Annotated in this window: 13 protein-coding genes and 1 pseudogene; 6 read left to right on the top strand and 8 right to left on the bottom strand. The window is 72.3% G+C overall.

Going from position 1 to position 22,910, the window contains the following annotated elements; genetic code table 11:
- The first annotated feature begins 84 nt into the window (after positions 1–84).
- Positions 85–2,004 (top strand): serine/threonine-protein kinase, encoded by a 1,920-nt coding sequence (locus tag WMF26_RS26350; protein ID WP_437994922.1) that lies wholly within the window; start codon positions 85–87, stop codon positions 2,002–2,004.
- Between the two features lie 29 nt (positions 2,005–2,033).
- Positions 2,034–2,357, top strand: a complete 324-nt coding sequence (locus tag WMF26_RS26345) for a hypothetical protein (protein ID WP_437948952.1) — start codon at positions 2,034–2,036, stop codon at positions 2,355–2,357.
- Positions 2,358–2,460: 103 nt separating this feature from the next.
- Here the strand turns inward: WMF26_RS26345 and WMF26_RS26340 are convergent, their stop codons facing one another.
- The 3 genes from WMF26_RS26340 to WMF26_RS26330 form a co-directional block, all read right to left on the bottom strand.
- Positions 2,461–2,787: a rhodanese-like domain-containing protein gene (locus WMF26_RS26340; protein ID WP_437948951.1), complete on the bottom strand. Its 327-nt coding sequence runs from the start codon at positions 2,785–2,787 to the stop codon at positions 2,461–2,463.
- A 78-nt stretch (positions 2,788–2,865) separates the two neighbouring features.
- The gene (locus WMF26_RS26335) at positions 2,866–5,652 is read right to left on the bottom strand and encodes a hybrid sensor histidine kinase/response regulator (protein WP_437994921.1); all 2,787 of its coding nucleotides are present in this window, start codon (positions 5,650–5,652) and stop codon (positions 2,866–2,868) included.
- A gap of 593 nt (positions 5,653–6,245) precedes the next feature.
- Positions 6,246–9,068: a PAS domain S-box protein gene (locus WMF26_RS26330; RefSeq protein ID WP_437994920.1), complete on the bottom strand. Its 2,823-nt coding sequence runs from the start codon at positions 9,066–9,068 to the stop codon at positions 6,246–6,248.
- A 293-nt stretch (positions 9,069–9,361) separates the two neighbouring features.
- Here WMF26_RS26330 and WMF26_RS26325 point away from each other — a divergent pair, with 293 nt between their 5' ends.
- From WMF26_RS26325 to WMF26_RS26315, 3 genes are all read left to right on the top strand, one after another.
- Positions 9,362–11,911 carry a DEAD/DEAH box helicase gene (locus WMF26_RS26325; protein WP_437994919.1) on the top strand — a complete coding sequence of 850 codons (2,550 nt, stop codon included), beginning with the start codon at positions 9,362–9,364 and terminating at the stop codon, positions 11,909–11,911.
- A 118-nt stretch (positions 11,912–12,029) separates the two neighbouring features.
- A complete protein-coding gene (locus WMF26_RS26320; RefSeq protein ID WP_437994918.1) occupies positions 12,030–14,339 on the top strand; it encodes an alpha/beta fold hydrolase in 2,310 nt (769 codons plus the stop codon).
- 156 nt (positions 14,340–14,495) lie between these two features.
- Complete coding sequence (locus WMF26_RS26315; protein ID WP_437994917.1) at positions 14,496–15,044, top strand: DUF892 family protein; 549 nt, start codon at positions 14,496–14,498, stop codon at positions 15,042–15,044.
- 341 nt (positions 15,045–15,385) lie between these two features.
- Here the strand turns inward: WMF26_RS26315 and WMF26_RS26310 are convergent.
- A pseudogene (locus WMF26_RS26310) lies at positions 15,386–16,036 on the bottom strand (DNA alkylation repair protein); the annotation flags it as partial.
- 349 nt (positions 16,037–16,385) lie between these two features.
- Here WMF26_RS26310 and WMF26_RS26305 point away from each other — a divergent pair.
- Positions 16,386–17,105, top strand: coding sequence for a Uma2 family endonuclease (locus tag WMF26_RS26305; RefSeq protein WP_437994916.1), 720 nt, complete (start codon positions 16,386–16,388; stop codon positions 17,103–17,105).
- A 36-nt stretch (positions 17,106–17,141) separates the two neighbouring features.
- On the opposite strand, the gene WMF26_RS26300 is transcribed toward WMF26_RS26305, so the two are convergent.
- From WMF26_RS26300 to WMF26_RS26285, 4 genes are all read right to left on the bottom strand, one after another.
- Positions 17,142–18,131 (bottom strand): chemotaxis protein CheB, encoded by a 990-nt coding sequence (locus WMF26_RS26300; protein WP_437994915.1) that lies wholly within the window; start codon positions 18,129–18,131, stop codon positions 17,142–17,144.
- A gap of 57 nt (positions 18,132–18,188) precedes the next feature.
- Positions 18,189–18,566: a response regulator gene (locus tag WMF26_RS26295; protein WP_437994914.1), complete on the bottom strand. Its 378-nt coding sequence runs from the start codon at positions 18,564–18,566 to the stop codon at positions 18,189–18,191.
- 43 nt (positions 18,567–18,609) lie between these two features.
- Positions 18,610–22,020, bottom strand: coding sequence for a CheR family methyltransferase (locus WMF26_RS26290; protein WP_437994913.1), 3,411 nt, complete (start codon positions 22,018–22,020; stop codon positions 18,610–18,612).
- A gap of 598 nt (positions 22,021–22,618) precedes the next feature.
- Positions 22,619–22,849 carry a hypothetical protein gene (locus WMF26_RS26285; RefSeq protein WP_437994912.1) on the bottom strand — a complete coding sequence of 77 codons (231 nt, stop codon included), beginning with the start codon at positions 22,847–22,849 and terminating at the stop codon, positions 22,619–22,621.
- Positions 22,850–22,910: the final 61 nt, after the last annotated feature.

The raw sequence follows: 22,910 nt of genomic DNA, 5'->3' as shown, positions 1-22,910 counted from the left end.
CGCCGCCTGGCGGCGCCTGACGCCCGCATCTTCGCGTCAAAATGGGCCCCGGTGCGGCTATAGTGAGCCGATGGAGGTCGGGCCATGAAGCCGGATGCGCCCGCATCCGCCGCAGGCATCCCAAGAATAGGTGAGGTCTTCGCGCAGAGATACCGCCTCGAGCGCAGCCTGGGCCGAGGCGCCATGGGGGCCGTGTTCGTCGCAGAGCACGTCTCGCTGCGCCAGCGCGTCGCGGTCAAGTTCCTCCTCCCGCGGGCCAAGGACTTCCCGGGCGCGAGCGCCCGCTTCCTGCGCGAGGCGCGCGCCGCCGCGGCGATCCGGAGCGACCACGTCGCCCGCGTCATCGACGTGGGCACGGCCGAGATGGGCTTGCCGTATCTCGTCATGGAGTACCTGCGCGGCCGCGACCTCCAGCAGGTGCTCGACGCCCGCGGCCCCCTGCCGGTCTCCGAGGCCGTCGACTACGTGCTCCAGAGCTGCGAGGCGGTCGCGGAGGCGCACGCGCGCGGCATCGTCCACCGCGACCTGAAGCCGGGGAACCTCTTCCTCACGACCGGCCCGAGCGGCGTCCCCCTGGTCAAGGTGCTCGACTTCGGCCTCTCCAAGTCGGCCGAGGACGCCGGCGAGGAGGACGGGAAGCTCACGGCGTCGGAGATGATGCTCGGCTCCCCCTGCTACATGTCGCCCGAGCAGGTGCGCTGCACGAAGGACGTCGACGCGCGCACCGACGTCTGGGCGCTCGGGATCATCCTCTACCAGCTCCTCACCGCGCGCTTCCCCTTCGACGCGCCCTCCATCTCGGCCCTCTTCGTGGCCATCGTCAATGACGCGCCCAGGCCGCCGCGCGTGCACCGGTGGGAGCTGCCCGTCCACCTCGAGGAGATCATCCTGCGCTGCCTGGAGAAGGACGTGCAGCAGCGCCTCCAGAGCGTCGTGGAGCTGTCGCGCGCGCTCGCCCCGTTCGGCACCGAGCACTCGGCGCGCGCGCGCGACCAGATCGAGGCGATCGCCGCGGGCAAGGCGTTCCCCTCGCTGCCGCCCCCGCCGCTCCCGCCCGACCCCGCCGCCAGCACCACGCCCGCCGGCGCGATGCGCTTCCAGGGCGCCACGGCGACCTGGCCGCGCCCGGGCGCCGACGACGACCCCGACGGGAGGTTCAGCCGCCGCGCCACCGTGGTCGCGCCCGGCGACCACGTGACGACCCTGGCCAGCCCGGGCGCGGCGGCCGAAGCCCTCCGCACCCGCGACGCCGCGCCGGGCGAGCGCACCTCGGTGCCGGTCTCCAGCGACGAGGGGCCCACGCTGATGATGGCGCGCGAGGACGGCCCCACGCTGACGATGGCGCGCGAGGACGGGCCCACGCTGACGATGGCGCGCGAGGACGGGCCCACGCTGAAGATGGCGAACGACGACGGCCCCACGCTGCCCTGGCCCTACCGGATGCTCGCGGCGCGCCCGCCGACCGAAGGCGAGGAGAGCATCGGGAGCGTGCCCGTCGTGACCGAGCGCCGCCCCGGCCAGCAGAGCTCCCTCATGCTGCGCAAGCGCCGCCGCGCGGCCGCGCGGATCGCCGCGGCCGCCTCCCTGACGGCCGCGGTCGCGGTCGGGGTGACGCTCTGGCCCCGCCGCCCCGAGCAATCGCCGAACGTCGCCCCCTCGTCCGGCCCGGCCTCGCGGGCGCCGGCCCACGCCTCGCCGCTCGACGCCGCGGGCGAGCCCGAGCCCCCGGACACCCCGGCGTCGGCCGGCGAGGCGCTGGAGGGCGCGGCCGGCGCGGCGGCGGCCGCGACGCAGCCTCCCGGCTCCGCCGCGGCCGGCGGGGCGGGGCCGGGCGCGGCTCCCTCGTCCGCCGCCTCCGGGCCCAAGGCGCCGCCCGACCCCCGGCTGGACGGGGCGCTGCGCAAGCCCGCGCGCCCTCCGCCGCGCCCGCCGGGCAGCGCCGCGCACGACCTCAAGGCGCCGGCCCCGCACGAGCCCGCGCCCGCGATCCGCGACGACCGGTAGCTGGTAGACCCGGAGCGCAGGGAGACCCCATGGCGAAGAAGAAGCTCTCGGCCCGCGCCGCCCGGCGCGCGGGCGACCGCGCGGCGGAGAAGCTCACCCGCGACATCGAGCGGATCGCGCTGCTCGAGCCGGGCCACACCCCGGAGCGCGCCATCGCGCTCGACGCAGCCTCGCAGGTCGAGGTGGCCGCGCGGTCGATCCCGTGCCCGCGCTGCCGCGGCGCCCTCCGCGTGGAGGACCACACGGCCGAGACGCTGGACGGCGTCCGCCTCCGCGTCGCGCAGGTCGCCTGCAGCGCGTGCGGCGCGCGCCGGAGGCTCTACTTCCGGCTCGGCGCCGCCTCCCTCAACTGAGCCGCGCTGGACGCCATCGCGCGGGTCCGCCGCTGACCTCGGCGGGCCGGGCGCGGCCCTCGAACAGGCGCTCGCCCGCTCCCTCGCGCGCGCGGCCCCCGCGTCAGTACCGCGGGACGCTCTCGTCGATGTGGACCGACCACGCGTCGATGCCGCCCTGGAGCGACGCGACGCGCGCGTGGCCGAGCTTCTCGAGGATGGCGGCGGCCGAGAGGCTCCGGACGCCGTGGTGGCAGTACGCGACGATCAGCGCGCCGTCGGGGGCCGCGACCTCGTCCGCGCGCTCGGTGAGCTCGGTCAGCGGGATCAGCGTGCTGCCCGGCAGCGCCGCGATCTCGTGCTCGCCGGGCGTGCGCACGTCGAGGAGCACCACGGGCTCGCCCGCCTTCAGCTTCAGAAAGAGCTCTTTCACGGAGATCTGCTGGACCATGGCTGCTCGCGATCGCCCCCGGCACGGCGCCGGAAAGACCTCTACCTATCCGAAGCGCTCCCCAGGAACAACGGCGTCTCACCCCGTGGCCCGGTCCCTGGCGAGCGCCGCGACGACGCCCACGAGCTCCGCCGGGTCGAGGGGCTTGGCGACGTGGGCCTGGTAGCCGGCGCCGAGGGCCCTGGCCCGGTCCTCGGCCCGGGCCAGCGCGCTGAGGGCGACGGCCGGGGTCGCGCCGCCGCGGTCCGGGCCGAGGCCGCGCACCTTGCGGATGAGCTGGAAGCCGTCCTCGCCGGGCATGCCGAGGTCGCTGACGAGCACGTCGGGGCGCTCGCGCTCCAGCATGGCCACCGCCTCCGCGGCCGACCCGGCCGTGGTGACGCGCGCGGCGCACTCTTCCAGCACGCGCTGGGCGACCTCGCGCGCGTCGGGCTGGTCGTCGACCACGAGGACGCGCACGCCGGTGAGCTCGTCGGCCGGATAGGCGGCCGCCGGCTCTGCGCGCGCCGCGGGGGGCCGCTGCGTCGCGCCGGGCGCCTGGGGCGAGACGCCGGCGAGGGGCAGCTTGACGGTGAAGGTGGCGCCCCGGCCCTCGCCCGGGCTGGCGACCTGCACGGTGCCGCCGTGCAGCTCGACCAGGTGCTTGACGATGGAGAGCCCGATGCCGAGGCCGCCGTGCTTCCTCGTCGAGGAGGCGTCGGCCTGGCGGAAGCGCTCGAACAGGTGGGGCAAGAACTGCGGGGCGATGCCCGGGCCGGTGTCGCTGACCGACAGCTCGGCGTGGGCGCCGGCGCGCCGCAGCGCGACGTCGATCCGCCCGCCCGCCGGCGTGAACTTCGCCGCGTTCGACAGCAGGTTCCAGGCGACCTGCTGGAGCCGGGCCGGGTCGCCCTTGAGCGAGAGGGCCTCGGGCTCGACGCACGAGACGCTCGAGACGACCGAGAGGCCCTTGGCCTCGGCGGCGAGCTTGACCGCCTCGAGGGCGCCCTGGACGACGGCGGGCAGGTCGACCGGCTGGACGTCGAGGCGCAGCTTCCCGGAGACGATCCGGCTCATGTCGAGCAGCTCGGAGACCATGTCGGCCTGGAGGCGGGCGTTGCGCTCGATGACCTCGAGCCCGCGCGCGAGGGCCTGCGGCTCCGGCGGGCGGCTGCGGAGGATGCGCGCCCAGCCGAGGATGGCGTTGATGGGCGAGCGCAGCTCGTGCGAGAGGGTGGCGACGAAGTCGTCCTTGACCCGGCTGACGCGCTCGGCCTCGTCGCGCGCGGCGCGCTCGCTCTCGAGCAGCTTCTGGCGCTCTTCCTCGGCCAGCCGCTCCGCGGTGACGTCCTCGCAAATCCCCATGAACGACTCCACCGCGCCGTCGGGGCCGAGCTCGGGGATGAAGCGCGTCCGGTATCTGCGCTCGCCCATGGTGAACTCGATCCGTTGCTGCTTGCCTGTCCTCGCCGCCTCGCGACACGCGGCCTCGCTGGCCTCGCACATCTCCCGCGGAAGGACGGTCTCGAAGCCGTGCTTGCCAAGGTAGTACTCGGGCGGGAACCCGGTCACCGCCTCGACGGCGGCCGTCGTGAACGTGCACCGCATCTCGGGGTCGAGCCGGAAGATCACGTCGGGCGAGTTCGCCATGAGCGACGTGAGCTGCCGCTCGCGCCGGCGGAGCTCGTCCTCCAGGCGCTCGCGCTCGGCGATGACCCGCTGCGCGTCGTCGAGCGCCGCCCGGAGCCGGCGCTCGCTCTCGCGCAGCGCCTCCTCCGTGCGCTTGAGCCGGCCGATGTCCAGGCACAGGCCGACCCAGGCGGTGATCTCGCCCCCTTCGTCGCGGATCGGGACGGCCCGGTTGAGGGCCGGGTGGACGGCGCCGTCCGCGCCGAGATAGCGGAGCTCTTTCTCGTACGGCTCGCCCGTCCGCAGGCACCGCCAGAAGGTCGCCACCTCGTGCCGGTCGTCGGGGTGGATCGCGTCGAGCCATTTGCCCTCCGAGCACTGCGCCTGGGTCAACCCCGTCATGCGCAGGAACGCCTCGCTGGCATAAGCGTTCCGGCCCTCGCGATCGGTGACCCAGACGCCGTAGTCGATGGAGTCCCCGATGGCGCGGAAGACCTGCTCGCTCTGCCGGAACGCCTCCTCCGCGCGCCGCAGCGCCGTCATGTCGAGCGCGAGCACGAAGCCGCCGTCCTCGAACCGCCCCGCGGGCAGCAGGCAGCCGCTCACGAGCATCCTTATCCGCGTCCCGTCGCGCCGCACATGGGTCTTCTCGAACGGCGCGAACGTCCACCGGCCCGACAACAGCTCCGCCCGGGCGCGCTCGTCCTCCGGCAGCAGCTCCGAATCCCAGCGGACCAGGCCGGCCGCGAGCTGCTCCCGCGCGGAGCCCACGAGCTGCAGATACGCGTCGTTCGCCTGGACGATCCGCCCATCGGGCATCCAGAACGCCATCGGGGCCATGTTGCTGTAGAACAGCCGCTGCATCCTGGCCTCGCTCTCGGCCAGCGCCTGCTCCGCCGCGAGCGCCCGCTCCTCGGCGCGCCGCCGCTCGGTGATGTCCTCGACGAACACCACCACGCGATACGGCCGGTCGCGCGCGTCACCGACGGAGACGCCCGTCAGCTGGAGCGAGCGGATACAACCGTCCTTGCAGCGACAGCGCATCTCGAACGTGAGCTCCTCCTCGCCGGCCTCGAGCAGCGAGCGCCATGCGGCCAGCGAGCTCGTCCGGTCGTCCGGCAGCGCCAGGTCGAGCAACCGCTTCCCGAGCAGCTCCCGCTCCGCGTAGCCCAGCAGCCGGCAGAGCGAGCCGCTGACGCGCAGGAGCCGCCCGCCCCGCGCGTCGATCTGCGCGCACCCCCTGCCGGATGAGCGCATCGAGCAGGCTGGCTGTCCGGCGGTCTCCCCCATCGCTGTCCGTCCACTCTCCCGGCCACCGGCCCGCTCCACGTGCCCTCCGGACGTGCGCGTGCGGCGTCCCCCTCGTTTCGTCCGGTCACGCTATCACGAACACGGCGTGTTACGGCAGCATGGCAGCCGGAACGAGCGCACGTCACCGGCTCACCCCGGCTGTCCTCGGAGTCCTTTCCGTCCGGGTCTCGCGCGGAGTCCGACAATCCGACCGGGACATGGAGGCGTTTGCTCGCATGGTTCCGTCATTTCAAGGCACGCTGCCGCAAGGGTGGTGGCCCAATCTCCCCGGAGTGGTTCACATGAAGGCGGGAAGGCAGGACGCTCATTGACCTTTTCTTCCCGCCTCCCCGCCTTCATGTTCACATCCGGCCACCGCCGCCGCAAGCGAGACGCCTGCTCATGCGCGCCACGATGGGAGGCATCGAGTTCTTCCAGGAGGAGATCACTCGGCTCATCGGCGAGCAGATCGCCGTGATCACGTCGAGCGTGCGCCCGGCGCCGCTCGACGCTGGCTGGACGTCTACTTCTCCGAAGCGCTCCCCAGGAACAACGGCGTCTCACCCCGTGGCCCGGTCCCTGGCGAGCGCCGCGACGACGCCCACGAGCTCCGCCGGGTCGAGGGGCTTGGCGACGTGGGCCTGGTAGCCGGCGCCGAGGGCCCTGGCCCGGTCCTCGGCCCGGGCCAGCGCGCTGAGGGCGACGGCCGGGGTCGCGCCGCCGCGGTCCGGGCCGAGGCCGCGCACCCTGCGGATGAGCTGGAAGCCGTCCTCGTCGGGCATGCCGAGGTCGCTGACGAGCACGTCGGGGCGCTCGCGCTCCAGCATGGCCACCGCCTCCGCGGCCGACCCGGCCGTGGTGACGCGCGCGGCGCACTCTTCCAGCACGCGCTGGGCGACCTCGCGCGCGTCGGGCTGGTCGTCGACCACGAGGACGCGCACGCCGGTGAGCTCGTCGGCCGGATAGGCGGCCGCCGGCTCTGCGCGCGCCGCGGGGGGCCGCTGCGTCGCGCCGGGCGCCTGGGGCGAGACGCCGGCGAGGGGCAGCTTGACGGTGAAGGTGGCGCCCCGGCCCTCGCCCGGGCTGGCGACCTGCACGGTGCCGCCGTGCAGCTCGACCAGGTGCTTGACGATGGAGAGCCCGATACCGAGCCCGCCGTGCTTCCTCGTCGAGGAGGCGTCGGCCTGGCGGAAGCGCTCGAACAGGTGGGGCAAGAACTGCGGGGCGATGCCCGGGCCGGTGTCGCTGACCGACAGCTCGGCGTGGGCGCCGGCGCGGCGCAGCGCGACGTCGATCCGCCCGCCGGCCGGGGTGAACTTCGCCGCGTTCGACAGCAGGTTCCAGGCGACCTGCTGGAGCCGGGCCGGGTCGCCCTTGAGCGAGAGGGCCTCGGGCTCGACGCTCGAGACGACCGTGAGGCCCTTGGCCTCGGCGGCGAGCTTGACCGCCTCGAGGGCGCCCTGGACGACGGCGGGCAGGTCGACCGGCTGGACGTCGAGGCGCAGCTTCCCGGAGACGATCCGGCTCATGTCGAGCAGCTCGGAGACCATGTCGGCCTGGAGGCGGGCGTTGCGCTCGATGACCTCGAGCCCGCGCGCGAGGGCCTGCGGCTCCGGCGGGCGGCTGCGGAGGATGCGCGCCCAGCCGAGGATGGCGTTGATGGGCGAGCGCAGCTCGTGCGAGAGGGTGGCGACGAAGTCGTCCTTGACCCGGCTGACGCGCTCGGCCTCGTCGCGCGCGGCGCGCTCGCTCTCGAGCAGCTTCTGGCGCTCTTCCTCGGCCAGCCGCTCCGCGGTGACGTCCTCGGTGATCCCCATGAACGACTCCACCGCGCCGTCGGGGCCGAGCTCGGGGATGTACCGGGCGCGGAACCTCCGCGCTCCGAGGCCGAACTCCATCCGCTGCGGCCTGCCCGTCCTCTGCGCCTCGCGACACGCCGCCTCGCCCGCCTCGCACACCTCGAGCGGGAGCCCGTTCTCGCGCGGCGTCCTGCCGACGTAATGCTCCGGCGGGAGCCCCGTGACCGTCAGCGAGGTGGGCGACATGAACGTGCAGCGCAGATCCAGATCCAGGCGGTAAATCGCGTCGGGCGAGTTCGCCATGAGCGACGCGAGCTGCCGCTCGCGCCGGCGGAGCTCGTCCTCCAGGCGCTCGCGCTCGGCGATGACCCGCTGCGCGTCGTCGAGCGCCGCCCGGAGCCGGCGCTCGCTCTCGCGCAGCGCCTCCTCCGTGCGCTTGAGCCGGCCGATGTCCAGGCACAGGCCGACCCAGGCGGTGATCTCGCCCCGCTCGTCGCGGATCGGGACGGCCCGGCTGAGGGTGGGGTGGGCGACGCCGTCCGCGCCGACGTAGCGGAGCTCTTCTTCGAACGGCTCGCCCGTCGGCAGGCACCGCCGGAAGAGCGCCACCTTGTGCCGGTCGTCGGGGTGGATCGCGTCGAGCCATTTGCCCTCCGAGCACTCCGCCTGGGTCAGCCCCGCCATGCGCAGGAACGCCTCGCTGGTATAGATGTTCCGGCCCTCGCGGTCGGTGACCCAGACGCCGTAATCGATGGAGTCCCCGATGGCGCGGAAGACCCGTTCGCTCTGCCGGAATGCCGCCTCCGCGCGCCGGAGCGCCGTCATGTCGAGCGCGAGCACGAAGCCGCCGTCCTCGAACCGCCCCGCGGGCAGCAGACAGCCGCTCACGAGCATCCTTGTCCGCGTCCCGTCGCGCCGCACATGGGTCCTCTCGAACGGCGCGAACGTCCACCGGCCCGACAACAGCTCCGCCCGGGCGCGCTCGTCCTCCGGACGATCCTCCGGCAGCAGCTCCGAATCCCAGCGGACCAGGCCGGCCGCGAGCTCCTCCCGCGTGCAGCCCACGAGCTGCAGATACGCGTCGTTCGCCTGGACGATCCGCCCATCGGGCATCCAGAACGCCATCGGGGCCATGTTGCTGTAGAACAGCCGCTGCATCCTGGCCTCGCTCTCGGCCAGCGCCTGCTCCGCCGTGAGCGCCCGCTCCTCGGCGCGCCGCCGCTCGGTGACGTCCTCGACGAACACCACCACGCGATACGGCCGGTCGCGCGCGTCACCGACGGAGACGCCCGTCAGCTGGAGCGAGCGGACGCCGCCGTCCTTGCAGCGGCAGCGCATCTCGAACGTGAGCTCCTCCTCGCCGGCCTCGAGCAGCGAGCGCCATGCGGCCAGCGAGCTCGTCCGGTCGTCCGGCAGCGCCAGGTCGAGCAACCGCTTCCCGAGCAGCTCCCGCTCCGCGTAGCCCAGCAGCCGGCAGAGCGAGCCGCTGACGCGCAGGAGCCGCCCGGCCGGCGCGTCGATCTGCGCGCTCCCCCTGCCGGGCGAGCGCATCGACCCGGGTGGCTGTCCGGCGGTCTCCCCCATCGCTGTCCGTCCACTCTCCCGGCCACCGGCCCGCCCCACGTGCCCCCGGACGTGCGCGTGCGGCGTCCCCCCCGCTTGTCCGGCCACGCTATCACGAAGTCGCCATGTTACGGCAGCATGGCAGCCGGATCGAGCGCACGTCACCGGCTCACCCCGGCTGCCCTCGGCCCCCTTTCCGTCCGGATCTCGCGCAAGGCCTGGCGATCCGACCGCGACACGGAGGAGTTTGCTTGCATTTTCCGTGGAACCAGGCTTCTGCATGGTGCGCCCCCTCGACGGGCGTCCCAGCCGCCATGGATCAAGCCGCCGCTCCGCTCCTCGCTCGCCTCCCGCCGTCCCCCCACGACTTCACGGCCGACGACCTCTTGAACGGCTTCCTCGACTACGTCGCCGAGCGTGGACTCGAGCTCTACCCGGCGCAGGAGGAGGCCATCCTCGAGATCTTCGGCGGCAAGAACGTCATCCTCAACACCCCGACCGGCTCGGGCAAGTCGCTCGTCGCCGCCGCGATGCACTTCAAGGCGATGGCCGAGGGGATGAAGTCCTACTACACGTGCCCGATCAAGGCGCTCGTCAGCGAGAAGTTCTTCGCGCTCTGCAACGATTTCGGCCCCGAGAACGTGGGCATGTTGACCGGCGACGCGTCGGTCAACCGCGACGCGCCCATCATCTGCTGCACGGCGGAGATCCTCGCGAACATCGCGCTCCGCGAGGGCGAGAAGGCGCTCTGCGACTACGTGATCATGGACGAGTTCCACTACTACTCGGATCGCGATCGCGGGGCGGCCTGGCAGATCCCGCTGCTCACGCTGCCGCAGGCGAGGTTCTTGCTCATGAGCGCCACGATGGGAGGCACCGAGTTCTTCCAGGAGGAGATCGCGCGCCTCACCGGCGAGCAGACCGCCGTGATCAAGTCGACCGTGCGCCCGGTGCCGCTCGACTTCGAGTACCGCGAGACGCCGCTGCACGAGACGGTGGCGACCCTCGTGAAGAACGGCAAGGCGCCCATCTACATCGTGAGCTTCACCCAGCGGGCCTGCGCCGAGGAGGCGCAGAACCTGATGAGCCAGGACTACTGCACCAAGGAGGAGAAGCGGGCGATCACCGCCGCCCTCGCCGGGGTGAAGTTCTCGAGCCCTTACGGCCGGGAGGTGCAGCGCTTCGTCAAGCACGGCATCGGGCTGCACCACGCGGGGCTCCTGCCGAAGTACCGGCTCCTCGTCGAGAAGCTGGCCCAGCAGGGGCACCTCAAGATCATCTCGGGCACGGACACGCTCGGCGTCGGCGTCAACATCCCGATCCGCACGGTGCTGTTCACGAAGCTCTGCAAGTTCGACGGCGAGAAGACGGCCATCCTGAGCGTCCGCGACTTCCAGCAGATCAGCGGCCGGGCCGGCCGCAAGGGGTTCGACACGCAGGGCAGCGTCGTGGCGCAGGCGCCGGAGCACGTCATCGAGAACATGCGGCTCGAGGCCAAGGCGGGGAACGACCCGGCCAAGCGGCGCAAGATCGTCAAGAAGAAGCCGCCGGAGAAGGGCTATGTGCACTGGGATCGGCAGACGTTCGAGCGGCTGATCCAGTCGCCGCCCGAGCCGCTCGTGTCGCGGTTCCAGGTCACGCACGGCATGCTGGTCAACGTGCTCGGCCGCGAGGAGGGCGGGTGTCAGGCGATGAAGCGGCTCATCCGCAGCACGCACGACCGGCCCGCGGTCCGGCGCCAGCACGGCAGGACGGCGATGCTCCTGTTCCGCTCCCTCGTCGAGGCGCGCATCATCGAGTTCGTCCCGAAGGACGACGGTCCCGGCAAGCGCATCCGCATCAACGCGGATCTCCAGGAGGATTTCTCGCTGAACCACGCGCTCTCGCTCTACGTCCTCGAGACGGTGGGGAAGCTGGATCCCGACACCGGCACCTATCCGCTCGATCTCCTGACGCTCGTCGAGTCGATCCTCGAGAACCCCGATCTCATCCTGCAAAAGCAGCTCGATCGGCTGAAGACCGAGAAGCTCGCGGAGCTCAAGGCGGCCGGCGTGGAGTACGAGCAGCGGATGGAGGAGCTCGAGAAGCTCGATTATCCCAAGCCGAACGCGGAGTTCATCTACGGCACGTTCAACGACTACGCGCGGCGGCACCCCTGGGTCGGGCAGGAGAACATCCGGCCGAAGGGCGTCGCGCGCGAGATGTACGAGCAATACCTGTCGTTCGGCGAGTACATCCGGGAGTACAACCTGGAGCGGGCGGAGGGGCTCCTGCTCAGGTACGTCTCCGAGGTGTACAAGGCGCTGGTCCAGACCGTCCCCGACTACGCGAAGGACGCCGACACGAGCGACATGATCGCTTATTTCAGGGCGCTCATCCGCGGCGTGGACTCGAGCCTGCTCGACGAGTGGGAGCGGCTGCGCGACCCGTCGTACCAGCCGCGCGCGGCCTCCCCCGGCGGCGCCGTGGAGCCGTCCGCGTTCGACATCACCCGCAACGCGAAGGACTTCACGGTGCTCGTCAGGAACGAGCTGTTCTTCTTCCTCCGCGCGCTCGCCCGCCGCGACTACGAGGTGGCCGCCGAGATGGTGGAGGGCGAGGACGCCCCCTGGACGGCGGAGCGGCTGGACGAGGCGCTCCGCGGCTTCTACGCGGAGCACGCCGCCATCCGCACCGACCCGGCCGCCCGGAGCCCGAGCAACACGATCATCCACCCGGCCGAGGACGGCGGCTCGTGGGTGGTGGAGCAGATCATCGCCGACCCGGACGACGACAACGACTGGATGCTCGATTGCAAGGTGGATCTGGAGCGCTCGCGTGAGGCCGGCCGGCCGGTCATCGTGCTGCGGCGGATCGCGAGCTGATCGCAAAGGCGCGAAGGGGAGAGTTCAACGCAAAGTCGCAAAGGCGCAAAGGCGCCTCCGGCCTGGCCGCAGCAGCCGGCGTTTGACTTCCCCCGCCGCGTCGGGCGAGATCGCGGCCATGCGAACTCCGCCGCGCTCCGCAACCTGGTGGGTGCTCCCCGCCGTCCTGGCCGCCGCCTGCGCCCCGCCCGCGGGCTCCCCGCCCAGGGCAGCCGCGCCGGCGAAGGCCGCCCCCGCCGGGGACGGCGCCGCGGCGAAGCAGGGCGGCGCGCCGGAGAAGACGGCCATCGCCGGGCCGGAGGCGAGCCGGGTCACGTACGCGCACCTCGGCCGGCAACCGCCGCTCGGCGCGCGGCTGCCCAGGGCGGTCCAGTACGCGCCCGGCGGCAAGCTGGTCACCTACCTCCAGCGGCAGCCGGACGGGCCGGAGCAGGCGCTCTTCGCCTTCGACACCGCCTCGCGCGAGACACGGCAGCTCGTCGCGTCGGGCGACCTGCTGAAGGAGTCGAAGCCGCTCTCCCGCGAGGAGGAGCTCCGCCGCGAGCGACAGCGCATGTTCTCGCGGGGGATCACCGCGTACTCGTGGGCCAAGCGCGCCGAGGTGATGCTCATCCCCTCCGGCGGCGACATCTTCCTGCGCGACCCGGCGGGCGCGATCGCGCGGCTCACCAGCACGCCCGAGCCGGAGATCGATCCCAAGGTGTGCGACGGCGGCGAGCGCGTCGTGTTCGTCCGCGGGCGCGAGCTCTTCATGATCGACGTCGCCTCGCGCCGCGAGACCGCGCTCACCCGCGGCGCGCCCGAGGGCGTCTCGCGCGGCCTCACCGACTTCAACGGCCAGGAGGAGTTCGACGAGCCGAGCGGCTTCTGGATCTCCCCCGGCTGCGACCGGGTGGCCTACCTCGAGGTCGACGAGCGCGACGTCGAGCGGGTGCCCGTCTTCGGCGTCCGCGACGGCAAGGAAGATCTCCAGATGGTGCGCTACCCGCGCGTCGGCGGGAAGAACCCCCGTGTCCGGGCGGGCGTCCTCGACCTCGCCACCAAGAAGACGACCTGGCTCGCGTGGAAGGGCGGCCATGAGGAGCGCTACCTCGGCCGGTTCGCGTGGGCCGACGGCGGCAAGGCGCTCTGGTTCCAGACGCTCTCGCGCGACCAGAAGCGCCTCGCGCTCCTCCGCGCGAACCCGCGCTCGGGCGAGGCCGCCGAGGTCGTCGTCGAGACCTCGCCGAGCTGGGCGGACTTCGGCGAGATGCGGCCCCTCGAGCGCTCGCCGAGGTTCCTCTGGGCGACCGCCGCGGGCGGCCACCGCCACCTCGCGCTGCGCGACGCCGACTCGGGCGCGGAGCTCGCGAAGCTCACCGCGGGCGACTGGGACATCACCGCGCTCGCCGCGCCGGACGAGGAGCGCGGCGAGGCGCGCTTCGTGGCCACGAAGGACGGCCCGACCGAGCGGCACCTCTACACGGTGCCGCTCGCGGGCGGCGAGGTGAAGCGGGTCACGGCGGAGCCGGGGGTGCACTTCGTCACCGTCGAGCCGAAGGGGCCGGGGTACGTGGACGTCCACTCGGCCCTGGGCCGCCCGTGGAAGGCCGTGGTGCGGGGCGAGGGCAACGCCGAGCTCGGCGCGATGCCGGCGCCGATCGACCCCGAGCTCGCGGACCTCGGCCTGCGCGCCCCCGAGATCGTCCAGGTGCGCGCCGAGAGCGGCGACACGCTGTACGGCGCGCTGCTCGCGCCGCGGACGATCGAGCCCGGCCGCCGCTACCCGGTCGTGGTGAGCGTGTACGGCGGGCCCGGCGTCCAGACGGTGTTCAACTCCTGGTCGCCGCTCCTCCTCTGGAACCACCTCGCCGACCGCGGGGTGGTGGTCTTCCAGCTCGACAACCGCGGCTCGGCGAACCGCGGGCGCGCCTTCGAGGCGCCCATCCACGGGCGCCTCGGCGAGGTCGAGCTCGCCGATCAGATCGCGGGCCTCGAGTTCCTGAAGGCGCTGCCGTACGTCGACGCGGGTCGCGTGGGCATCTACGGCCATAGCTATGGCGGGAGGATGGCGCTGGAGGCGCTCCTCAAGGCGCCCGACCGCTTTCACGTCGGCGTCGCGGGCTCGCCGGCGACCGACGATCGGCTCTACGACACCGGCTATACCGAGCGCTACATGGGGCTCCTCGACCAGGCGGCCGCCCGGTACGAGGCGACCGACCTCTCGAAGCACGCGGGGAACCTGCGCGGCAAGCTGCTGCTGATGCACGGGCTCATGGATGAAAACGTGCACTTCGCGCACACGGCCAAGATGATCGAGGCGCTCATGGCCGCGGACAAGCGGTTCGACATGGTCGTGTTCCCGGGCGAGCGGCACGGCTACCGGTCGCCGGTCGCGAGCCATTTCGCGAACCGCACCATCGTGGAGTACCTGACCGAGCATCTCTGAGCGATCGGCGCGCCCCCGCCTCGCGCGCGCCGCCGCGCGCCTGCCCCGTGCGCCGCCGCGCGCCTGCCGCGTGCGCCGCCGCGCCGCGCGCACCGGCCGGGCGCGCGTTGCCGCTCGGCGGCCTGCGAATCGCATCTGCCCCGGCCGGAGGCATCCATGCAGAAGCTTGCACAGGTGAACAAGGACAAGGCCATCGACCTGCTCAACGAGCGGCTCACGTTCGAGCGCGCGAGCGTGAAGCTGTACGACTCCACCATCCAGAAGGTCGGCCGCACGGCCGAGCCCACCCTGCTGAACCTGCTCGATCGGCTCCGGGAGCACCGGAATCAGGAGAAGGAGCACGAGGAGTGGCTCGAGGAGCAGATCCGCGCGCTCGGCGGGGACGCGCACGCCGAGACCGAGATGTCGCGGCTGATCGAGATCGAGTCGCGGGGCCTCGAGCAGGTGGTGCTCGACGGCGACCAGAACCCGACCCACCTCTTCCACGCGCTGCTCACCGCCGAGCTCGTCGACAACGCCGGCTGGCAGCTGCTGCTCGAGCTCGCCGACGAGGCGGACGACGCCGAGGCGAGGGAGGCGTTCCGGTGCCGCCTGCACGAGGAGGAGGATCACCTGGTCCTCACGCGCGAGGTGGTCGAGCGGCTCACGCGGAAGGAGCTGCTCGGCGCGCCGGACGAGGCCATCGCGGCGGCGCATCCGACGTGACCCGGCGCCGGGCGGCGCGCGCCCGCGCCGGGCGGCGCGCGCCCCGGTCAGCCGCGGCGCGGCGCGGCGCGGGGCGAGGCGTCGCCCTTCGGCTTCTCCGCGGCCGGGACCGCCTCGTCGCCGCCGCGGCGCGCCCGGGTCGCCCTGGCCGGCGCGGCCTTTGCCGGCTTGGCAGCGGCGGCTCTGGCTGGCGCGGCGGCCTTGGCCGGCTTGGCAGCGGCGGCCCTGGCTGGCGCGGTGGCCTTGGCCGGCTTGGCAGCGGCGGCCCTGGCCGGCTTTTCGCCCCTGGTCCCGACCGCCTTCGCCGCCGGCGCGGCGGCCGGCTTCCGGCCGGCCCACAGCTTCAGGATGTGGGCGCCCGCGTCGGGCGTCTTGCAGCTCGTGTCGCCGTGGTCGACCTCGACCCTGCCGATGCGCCGCGCCGCCGTGAGCGCCTTTCCCCGCAGCGGCTCGTTCCGCGCGCCGATGCTGATCACCGCGCCGTTCATCGCGTCGCGGGCGCGGTTTTTGGCCCGGTGGATCGACGCCTCGATCGCCTCCAGCCGCTCCTCGAACAGGCTGTCGGGCAGCGACGGGTCCTCCTCCGCGAGCGCGCCGCAGAGCTTCCAGCCGGCGCGGCCGACCCACTCGTCGTCCGAGGCGGTCCAGCGCGCCATCGCCTCGCGGGCGAACGGCGTCTTCGCGGCGATTCGCTTCACCACCAGGTCGATGAGGAGCGGCGCGCGCAGGCCGTCGAGCCACGCCTCGAGCAGGTCCCGGGTGAAGCGCCCCGGATCGGCGATCGCGGCCGCCAGCGTCCGCGCGTCGGAGTTGCCGGTCGCCCAGAGCGCCTCGGCGAGCTCGTGGTCGCGCTTGATCCGCTTCTCCAGCGCGTTCATGTGGGCGAAGCTCACGCCGAAGAGCGGCTCGGTCGCGCCGTGGCGCAGGTAGACCTTCCGGTTCTGCTCGGTGCCGAGCCGCTCGAGCTCGCGCATCACCTCGGTGAAATGCATGGCCTTCACCTAACCATGCTGCTCATTACGCGCTCGCACGAACTTTTTTCGCGCAAACCGCTCCCCGCGGCGCGCCTGCCGACGCGGCCCGGGGTGAGCCCGCGGCGTTGACCCCTGCGTCGAGCGTCTGTCCGGGCCGCCGCCCCTCGGTGCTTCTGCCCGGCGGAGGACCCGACCCTGGAACCGGCGAAGAACCGGGACCGCGCCCGAGGGCGCTGCCCGCGCGGTGGGAGCCAGGGCGTCGCGGCGGAGAGCTGTCGCGACCGCCGCCGTGCCGTGCTAGCGGTGCGCTCCGCGACGCGTTCGACCGCGCTGGCGAGGAGCGGTACTCTCCTCGAAGGAGCGACGCATGGCCTTTCAGAGCGACCCCTCGTTCGTGCCGACCCCGCCGCCGGGTGAGGACGAGCTACCGTACGACGACGGAGAGCCGATGGAGTCTCAGCGGCATCGCAAGCAGATGGAGCTCCTCATCGAGGTGCTGGAGCTGCACTGGAAGGACCGCGACGACGTGTACGTCAGCGGCAACATGGCGATCTACTTCAGCGAGCTCCAGGCGAAGAAGAACGACTTCCGCGGGCCGGACGTCTTCGTGGTGCTCGACACCGTGAGACGAGAGCGCAAGTCCTGGGTCGTCTGGCAGGAGGACGGCAGGACGCCCGACGTCGTGATCGAGCTGCTCTCCGAGACCACCGAGAAGGTCGATCGCACCGACAAGATGCGGGTTTACGCCAAGCTCCTGCACGTGCCCGAGTACTACCTCTTCGATCCGTTCACGGGCGTCCTCGAGGCGTATGCGCTCGATCTCGCCACGATGTCCTACATGCCCGTCGCGCCCGGCGCGAACGGCGACGTGGCGAGCCCGCGGCTGCACCTCGGGCTCGGCGTCCGCCGCGGCACCTATCACAACCTCGACGTCGACTGGCTGCGCTGGCTCGACGCCGAGGGGCGTGTGCTGCCCACGGGCGAGGAGCAGGCGCGCGCGGCGCAGGACGAGGCGAAGCTGCTCGCAGCGCGGCTGGCCGAGTACGAGCAGCGCTTCGGCAAGCTGCCCGGCGGCGAGCCGCGCTAGCGCCCGTCGCGCCCGCCCGCCCCGGCCCTCCGGCCGCTACGAGCGCCTCGGCCGCGGGCGCAGCGACGACCCGTTCCCCGCCTCCTTGCCCATCAGCGCCCGGCGGACCAGCGCGCCTCGCGCCTCCGCCGCCCGGACCTTCTCCTCGAAGTGGGCCATCACGTGCAGCTGATTCCGCTCCTCCGCGCGCTTCGCCATCCGGCGCGCCAGCGACACGGTGTCCTCGATCGTGCGGAGCGCGACCCACAGCGCCGCCTCGAGCGCCTCCGCCTGCTCGTCCTCCAGCCCCTCCGGCGAGTATCGATGGCCGACCTTGCACCGGAAGCTGAGCATCGCGCCATCGCCATTCCGGATCAGGTTGCCTCCGCACTCCGGACACGTGAACTCGCTCTCGAGTGCCTCCACGTTCTCCCCCACGAGCCCGTAGGACGTCTTCGCCTCCTCGGGCGCCTTTCCTGTCCCCTGGTGCACCAGATCGACGAGCAACGGCGGCAGGCGCGCCAGGGGCTCGCAGTGATCCACCGGCACGTTGTCGAGCGCGCTCTGCGGCATCTCCGGAAACAGCGCGTCCTTCGGATCCTGCACCACCGCGACGCCGCCGGCACGCTTGATCTCCAGGAGCCCAGCGGTGCCGCAGTCGCGCGTGCCCGACAGCACCACGCCGACCACGCGCGGGCCGTACGCCGCGGCCGCGCTCCGGAACAGCGGATCCACCGCTGGCCTGTGGCCGTTCTCCTTCGCGCTGTACACCACCCGCACGACGCCCTCGCCGAGCAGCAGGTGGTTGTCCACCGGCGCGATGTAGATGCGCCCGCGCTCGATCGGCTCGCCGTCGACCGCGGTCGCCACCGGCATCCGGGTGGTCCGCTCGAGGATCTGCGGAAGCATGCTCCGGGCCGTCGACGGCAGGTGCAGGACCACGAACACCGACGCCGGCAGGTTCGAAGGCAGGCCCCCGATGAGCGCGATCAGCACCTCCACACCGCCCGCCGACGCCCCCAGCGTGATGATGTCGTGTCCTGGCACAGCCGGCCTCCTCAAGGAAATGCGGTTGGGATTGACGCGCCCTGTCGGAGCAACCGCTCACGCCGCCGGGCGAACCACGCGATCCATCGTGCTCAGCAGCGTGGCCATGCTGGCGGGCTTCTGGAGCACCGCCGCCGCCGAGAGCTGCTCCGCTGCCATCCGGAGGTCCTCCGGCATGCGCGCCGAGAAGATCACGATGGGCGGCCTCTCCGGCACTTCCTGGAGCCGCGCGACGAGCTCGGCCGTCGTCGCGCCCCTCACGGTCAGGTCGAGCAGGGCGGCCCCGTAACGTCGCTCCCTCAGCGCGGCGATCGCCTGGTCCGCCGAGTGGACCGACTCCACCTCGTAGTCGGCCATCCCCAGCATCTCCAGGAGCATCTCGCTCGAATCGCGATCATCCTCGATCACGAGGATCTTCGCCCGCTTCGCCATCATCCCTTCTCCGCCGTCCGCAGGAAAGCAGCGCGAACCCGGGGCATCAATCGTGCTTACCTCGATTCGATATCAGGGGTAGCCTGATGGTGAAGGTCGCTCCCTTACCCTCTGCGCTGCGCACGAAGATCTGCCCTCCATGTGCCCTGACGATCTCCTTGCAAATGAAGAGCCCGAGCCCCATGCCGCCGGACGAGGTGTCCTTGGGTCGATCCACCTGGTAGAAGCTGGAGAACACGTGCGGCACGTCGGCCGCGGGGATGCCAGGGCCGTAATCCTCCACGTCGAGCTCGGCGGTGCTGCCGGCGTGCCGCAGGCGTACATCGATCTTGGGTGAGCCGTCGGCGTGCCGGAAGGCGTTGCTGATCAGGTTCATGAGGACCTGCTCCAGCCGCGCGGCGTCGCCGTTCACCACCATCGGCTCCGCCGCGGCAGGGAGATCGAGGTGGATCGCGGGGGTCGGTCCGAGCGTCTGGGCGCTCTCGGCGACCTGCGAGACCAGCGAGGCGAGCTCCACCTCCGAGAGCTTGAGCTCGAACTTCCCGGTCTGGATGCGGGTCGCGCTCACGAGGTCCTCGACCAGCTGCTCGAGCCGCTCGCTCTGGGCGCGGGCGAGCGACGCGAAGCGGGCGAGGCGCGCGTCGCCGTCCGCCGGCAGCAGCGTGCTCAGCATGTCGAGGTAGCCGCGCAGCGGAACGAGCGGCGTGCGCAGCTCGTGGCTCGCCATCGCCATGAAGCGCTCCTGCAGCTTGCGCATGCTCCGCTCCGTGATGTCGCGGATGACGATCACGCCCCGCTCGGCCGCGTCCTTGCCGGTCGGGCCGCCCCCGCCGATGGGGTGGCCGGTGGCCTCGAAGTGCCGGGTCGAGCCGCCGGGGGCGGGCGTCGTGAACTCCATCTGGAAGCTCTCGCCGCGCGCGGCCCGCTGCTCCGGCGTGTCCTGGTACAGCAGCGGCCGGCCCCTCTCGTCGTGCGCCGTGACCCGGCTCGCGCCGAACATCGTCTGGTAGGCGTCGTTCATCAACACCGGCCGCCCCGCGCCGTCGACCACGAGCAGCGCGTCGCCAATGCTGCGCAGGATGGCCGAGAGCCGCGCCCGCTCCGCCTCGACCGGCGCGGCGAGCTCCTGGATCTCGCGGCTCCGCGCCTCCAGATCGGCGTTCGTCGTGTTGAGCTCCTCGATCGTCGCCTGCAGCTCCTCGTTGACGGTCTCGAGCTCCTCGTTGGTCGCCTGGAACTCCTCGTTCAGCGTCTCCACCTCCTCCATGGCGGCTTGCGCCTCCTCGGTGGAGACCATCAGCTCCTCGTTCACGGCGCGGAGCTGCTCGTGCGCCGACGTGAGCTCCTCGTTGGCCCGGAGCAGCCGCCGGTTCTGCTCGGTCAGCCGCTGGATCGCCGACTGGTCGTCCCCGCGGGTGGACTCGAGCTGCGAGAGCGCGGCGCCGAGCGCCTCGTTCTCCCGGCGCAGCTGCTCGCGCTCGGCGGCGAAGCGCGCGTCGACGCGCTCGCGCTCGGCCTTCGCGGCCGCGAGCTCGGCGCGGAGCTGCGCCTCCCGGCCGAGGATCTCCTGGCTCACCTTCCGGCGCCGCACGACCTCGGTGACGTCCTCGACCACGATCAGCGCCGCCTCGACCTTGCCCGGCTCTTCCCCGCGGGGCCCGTGGCAGGTGATCTGGATGTACGACGGGTCGCCCGAGGGCGTCGGCTCGACGGCGACCTCGATCGGGTCGGACGATTCGCCCCGGAAGGCGGCGTCGATCGCCTCGAGCAGCGGCCGGTGGGGGACCGACTGCGCGAGGTGGACGAGGTCCTGACCGAGCGCCGTGCCGTGGATGCCGAGCAGGCGCCGCGCCGTGAAGTTGATCTCCAGGATGTCGTAGCGGCTGTCGACGAGGACGATCCCGACGCGGAAGCTCGAGAGCAGCACGTCGATCGACATGCGGGCGCGCGGGAGCTCCTTCGTGACGCCGCGCATGGGCACGAGGGAGGACTTGCCGCGGGGCGCGCGCCGGGGCGGCGGCGCCGGGGCGGCGATGGCCGAGGGGGGCACGAGGATGCGCTCGCCGCGGCGTACGTAGACCTTGTGGTGGATGTCGCTCGTGACGTAGTACTCGCTCAGCGGGCTCGTGGTCTCGGCCTTGCCGAGCACGAGGTAGCCGCCCTCCCGCAGCGAGAAGGCGAAGAGGTGGAGGGTGCGGCGCTGGAGGTCGCTCGTGAAGTAGATGAGCACGTTGCGGCACAGCACGAGATCGAGGTGCGGGAACGGGGCGCGCTGGCCGAGGTCGTGCTCGCCGAAGACGGTGAGGTTGCGGATGCGCTTCTTCACCTGGTACTGGCCGTCGATCGAGACGAAGTAGCGCTCGACGAGCTCGTGCGGCAGCTCCTCGACGGCGCTCGCCGCGTAAACTCCGCGTCGGGCGAAGGCGACCGCCTCGCTGTCGAGGTCGGTCGAGAAGATGCGGACGTTGAAGCTGTCGAGCTCGGGGCCGAGCAGCTCGCTGACCAGGATGGCGAGCGAGTACGCCTCCTCTCCGGTGGCGCACCCGGCCGACCAGATCCGCAGCGATTTGTTGTCGTTGCGGGCGTGCGCGACGAGCGCGGGCAGGACCACGTCCCGGAGGTGCGCGAAGAGCTCCGGATCGCGCATGAACTCGGTGACCTTGATGAGGAAGCTGTTGACCAGCCGCTGGTGCTCCTCGGGGTGCTCGGCGAAGTAGCGCATGTACTCGTCGATGGTCTCGGTGTCCGTGGCCGCCATCCTGCGCCGGAGCCTGCGCAGGATGGTCGCCTGCTTGTATCTCTTGAAGTCGATCCCGCTCCGCTCGCGCACGAGGTCGAGGAGCGACTGGAGCCGCCTGTCCTCGTCCGGCGGCGGCTCCACGTACGCCCCCGTGAGGAGCTCGCCGAGGATGCCTCCGATGCGATCGATGTCGGCCACGATGTCCACCGTGGTCGGGGCCAGCGACTCGGGCATGCCCCGGAACTTGGCGGTGTCGGGGTTCTCGATGATGACGGTGCCGCCGCATTTCTTGACGTGGCGGGCGCCGACGGTGCCGTCGGAGCCGTTCCCGGTCAGGACGATGGCGACGAGGTTCTCGCCGAAGGCCTCGGCCGCGGTGCGGAAGAGCGTGTCGACCGACGGCTTGGGTCGCGGGCTGCTCTCCGTCTGGAGCCGGAGCTCATGGTCGGTGATCTCCACGTCGCGGCCCGGGGGGACGACATAGACGACGCCGTCCTCGAGCGGGGAGGCGGAGGCGACGGTGCGGACGGGCAGCTCGCTGCGGCGGCGCAGGACGTCGCCGAGGTGGCTCTGCCGCCTGGGGTCGAGGTGCTGGGCGATCACGATCGGGGCCGGGAACGGGGCCCGCAAGGTCGAGAGGAGCGTGCAGAGGGCCTCGATGCCCCCGGCCGAGCAGCCGACGACGACGAGCTGAGATCTGGAGCGGGCTTCGGTCATGAAACGTTGCGTGCCTTTACTACACGTACAGCGGGGAGCGACGCTGGGGTATGTGCGGCGGCGGACAGCCTTTCAAGAGAAAGCGGGGCGCTCGAGAGAAAGCGGGCGCGCTCGCCAGCGGCGGGCGGGCTGCGCAGAGGACGGGCTGCGATGGGGGAGGTCCGGGATCGACATCGTGGCAGGCCCGGCGCTCTTCAGGGTTCACCGTGGTTTCCCGGCTCCGGCGGGCTCCCGGTCGATGGGGGCGACGAGGTCGACCCGACCGACGCCGCGCCACGGCGCGGCCGCCGCCTCCACGCGGTGCCGCCTCCAGGTCTGTCTGCCGGCTGGCGGGCGGGGTCGCGACGGCGGCGAGGCGGCGAGCGCGCCATCGCGATCTCGCCCAGGCTCTCGAGGGGGGCGGCCTCGCGCCGCCCATCCCCGGCGCGCCGGGCCGCCGTGAGCGCGCGGAGCAGATCGCACGGCCGTGGCGTCGAGATGACCACAGGCGAGCTCCGGGAGCGCACCTGCGTGTCTCGCTGCCCCTTCGGCCGCAACGGTGGGGTGGGCCAGTCCAACTACCTAGACGGTCTCCATCTACCGGGAATGGCGGCGCCCGTTACGGCATTCCCGTGAGCTCGACGGTCACCGGCTTGAACGTCGAAACGCCGAAGACGTGGTGCCATGCCTTCGCCGACACTCGAAACATGTAGAACCGACTGGGATCATCCACCGAACGATGCATGCGGACCTGGCAGCCGTTCGTTGCGCTCCACGTCCCATTCACGGGGGCCACATCGCTTGCGGCCTTCCACTCATGGTCATCGAGATCGTAGCCGTAAATGTCCATGTCCACATGGGCCTCCCGGCCTCGTGGGAGGCGCTGCCGCGGGCGCGCGGGGGGGGGGGGT

This window comes from Sorangium sp. So ce185 (assembly GCF_051526825.1).
GTDB lineage: Bacteria > Myxococcota_A > Polyangia > Polyangiales > Polyangiaceae > Sorangium > Sorangium cellulosum_D.
Note: the sequence above shows the minus strand (reverse complement) of the source record. Positions and strands in the feature narration are given on the sequence as shown.

Bases quoted from the DNA above. Each gene is read 5' to 3' on its own strand.
- WMF26_RS26285 (WP_437994912.1), bottom strand. From the start codon at position 22,849: ATGGACATTTACGGCTACGATCTCGATGACCATGAGTGGAAGGCCGCA.
- WMF26_RS26325 (WP_437994919.1), top strand. From the start codon at position 9,362: ATGGATCAAGCCGCCGCTCCGCTCCTCGCTCGCCTCCCGCCGTCCCCC.
- WMF26_RS26330 (WP_437994920.1), bottom strand. From the start codon at position 9,068: ATGGGGGAGACCGCCGGACAGCCACCCGGGTCGATGCGCTCGCCCGGC.
- WMF26_RS26290 (WP_437994913.1), bottom strand. From the start codon at position 22,020: ATGACCGAAGCCCGCTCCAGATCTCAGCTCGTCGTCGTCGGCTGCTCG.
- WMF26_RS26345 (WP_437948952.1), top strand. From the start codon at position 2,034: ATGGCGAAGAAGAAGCTCTCGGCCCGCGCCGCCCGGCGCGCGGGCGAC.
- WMF26_RS26315 (WP_437994917.1), top strand. From the start codon at position 14,496: ATGCAGAAGCTTGCACAGGTGAACAAGGACAAGGCCATCGACCTGCTC.
- WMF26_RS26340 (WP_437948951.1), bottom strand. From the start codon at position 2,787: ATGGTCCAGCAGATCTCCGTGAAAGAGCTCTTTCTGAAGCTGAAGGCG.
- WMF26_RS26295 (WP_437994914.1), bottom strand. From the start codon at position 18,566: ATGATGGCGAAGCGGGCGAAGATCCTCGTGATCGAGGATGATCGCGAT.
- WMF26_RS26305 (WP_437994916.1), top strand. From the start codon at position 16,386: ATGGCCTTTCAGAGCGACCCCTCGTTCGTGCCGACCCCGCCGCCGGGT.
- WMF26_RS26335 (WP_437994921.1), bottom strand. From the start codon at position 5,652: ATGCGCTCATCCGGCAGGGGGTGCGCGCAGATCGACGCGCGGGGCGGG.
- WMF26_RS26350 (WP_437994922.1), top strand. From the start codon at position 85: ATGAAGCCGGATGCGCCCGCATCCGCCGCAGGCATCCCAAGAATAGGT.
- WMF26_RS26320 (WP_437994918.1), top strand. From the start codon at position 12,030: ATGCGAACTCCGCCGCGCTCCGCAACCTGGTGGGTGCTCCCCGCCGTC.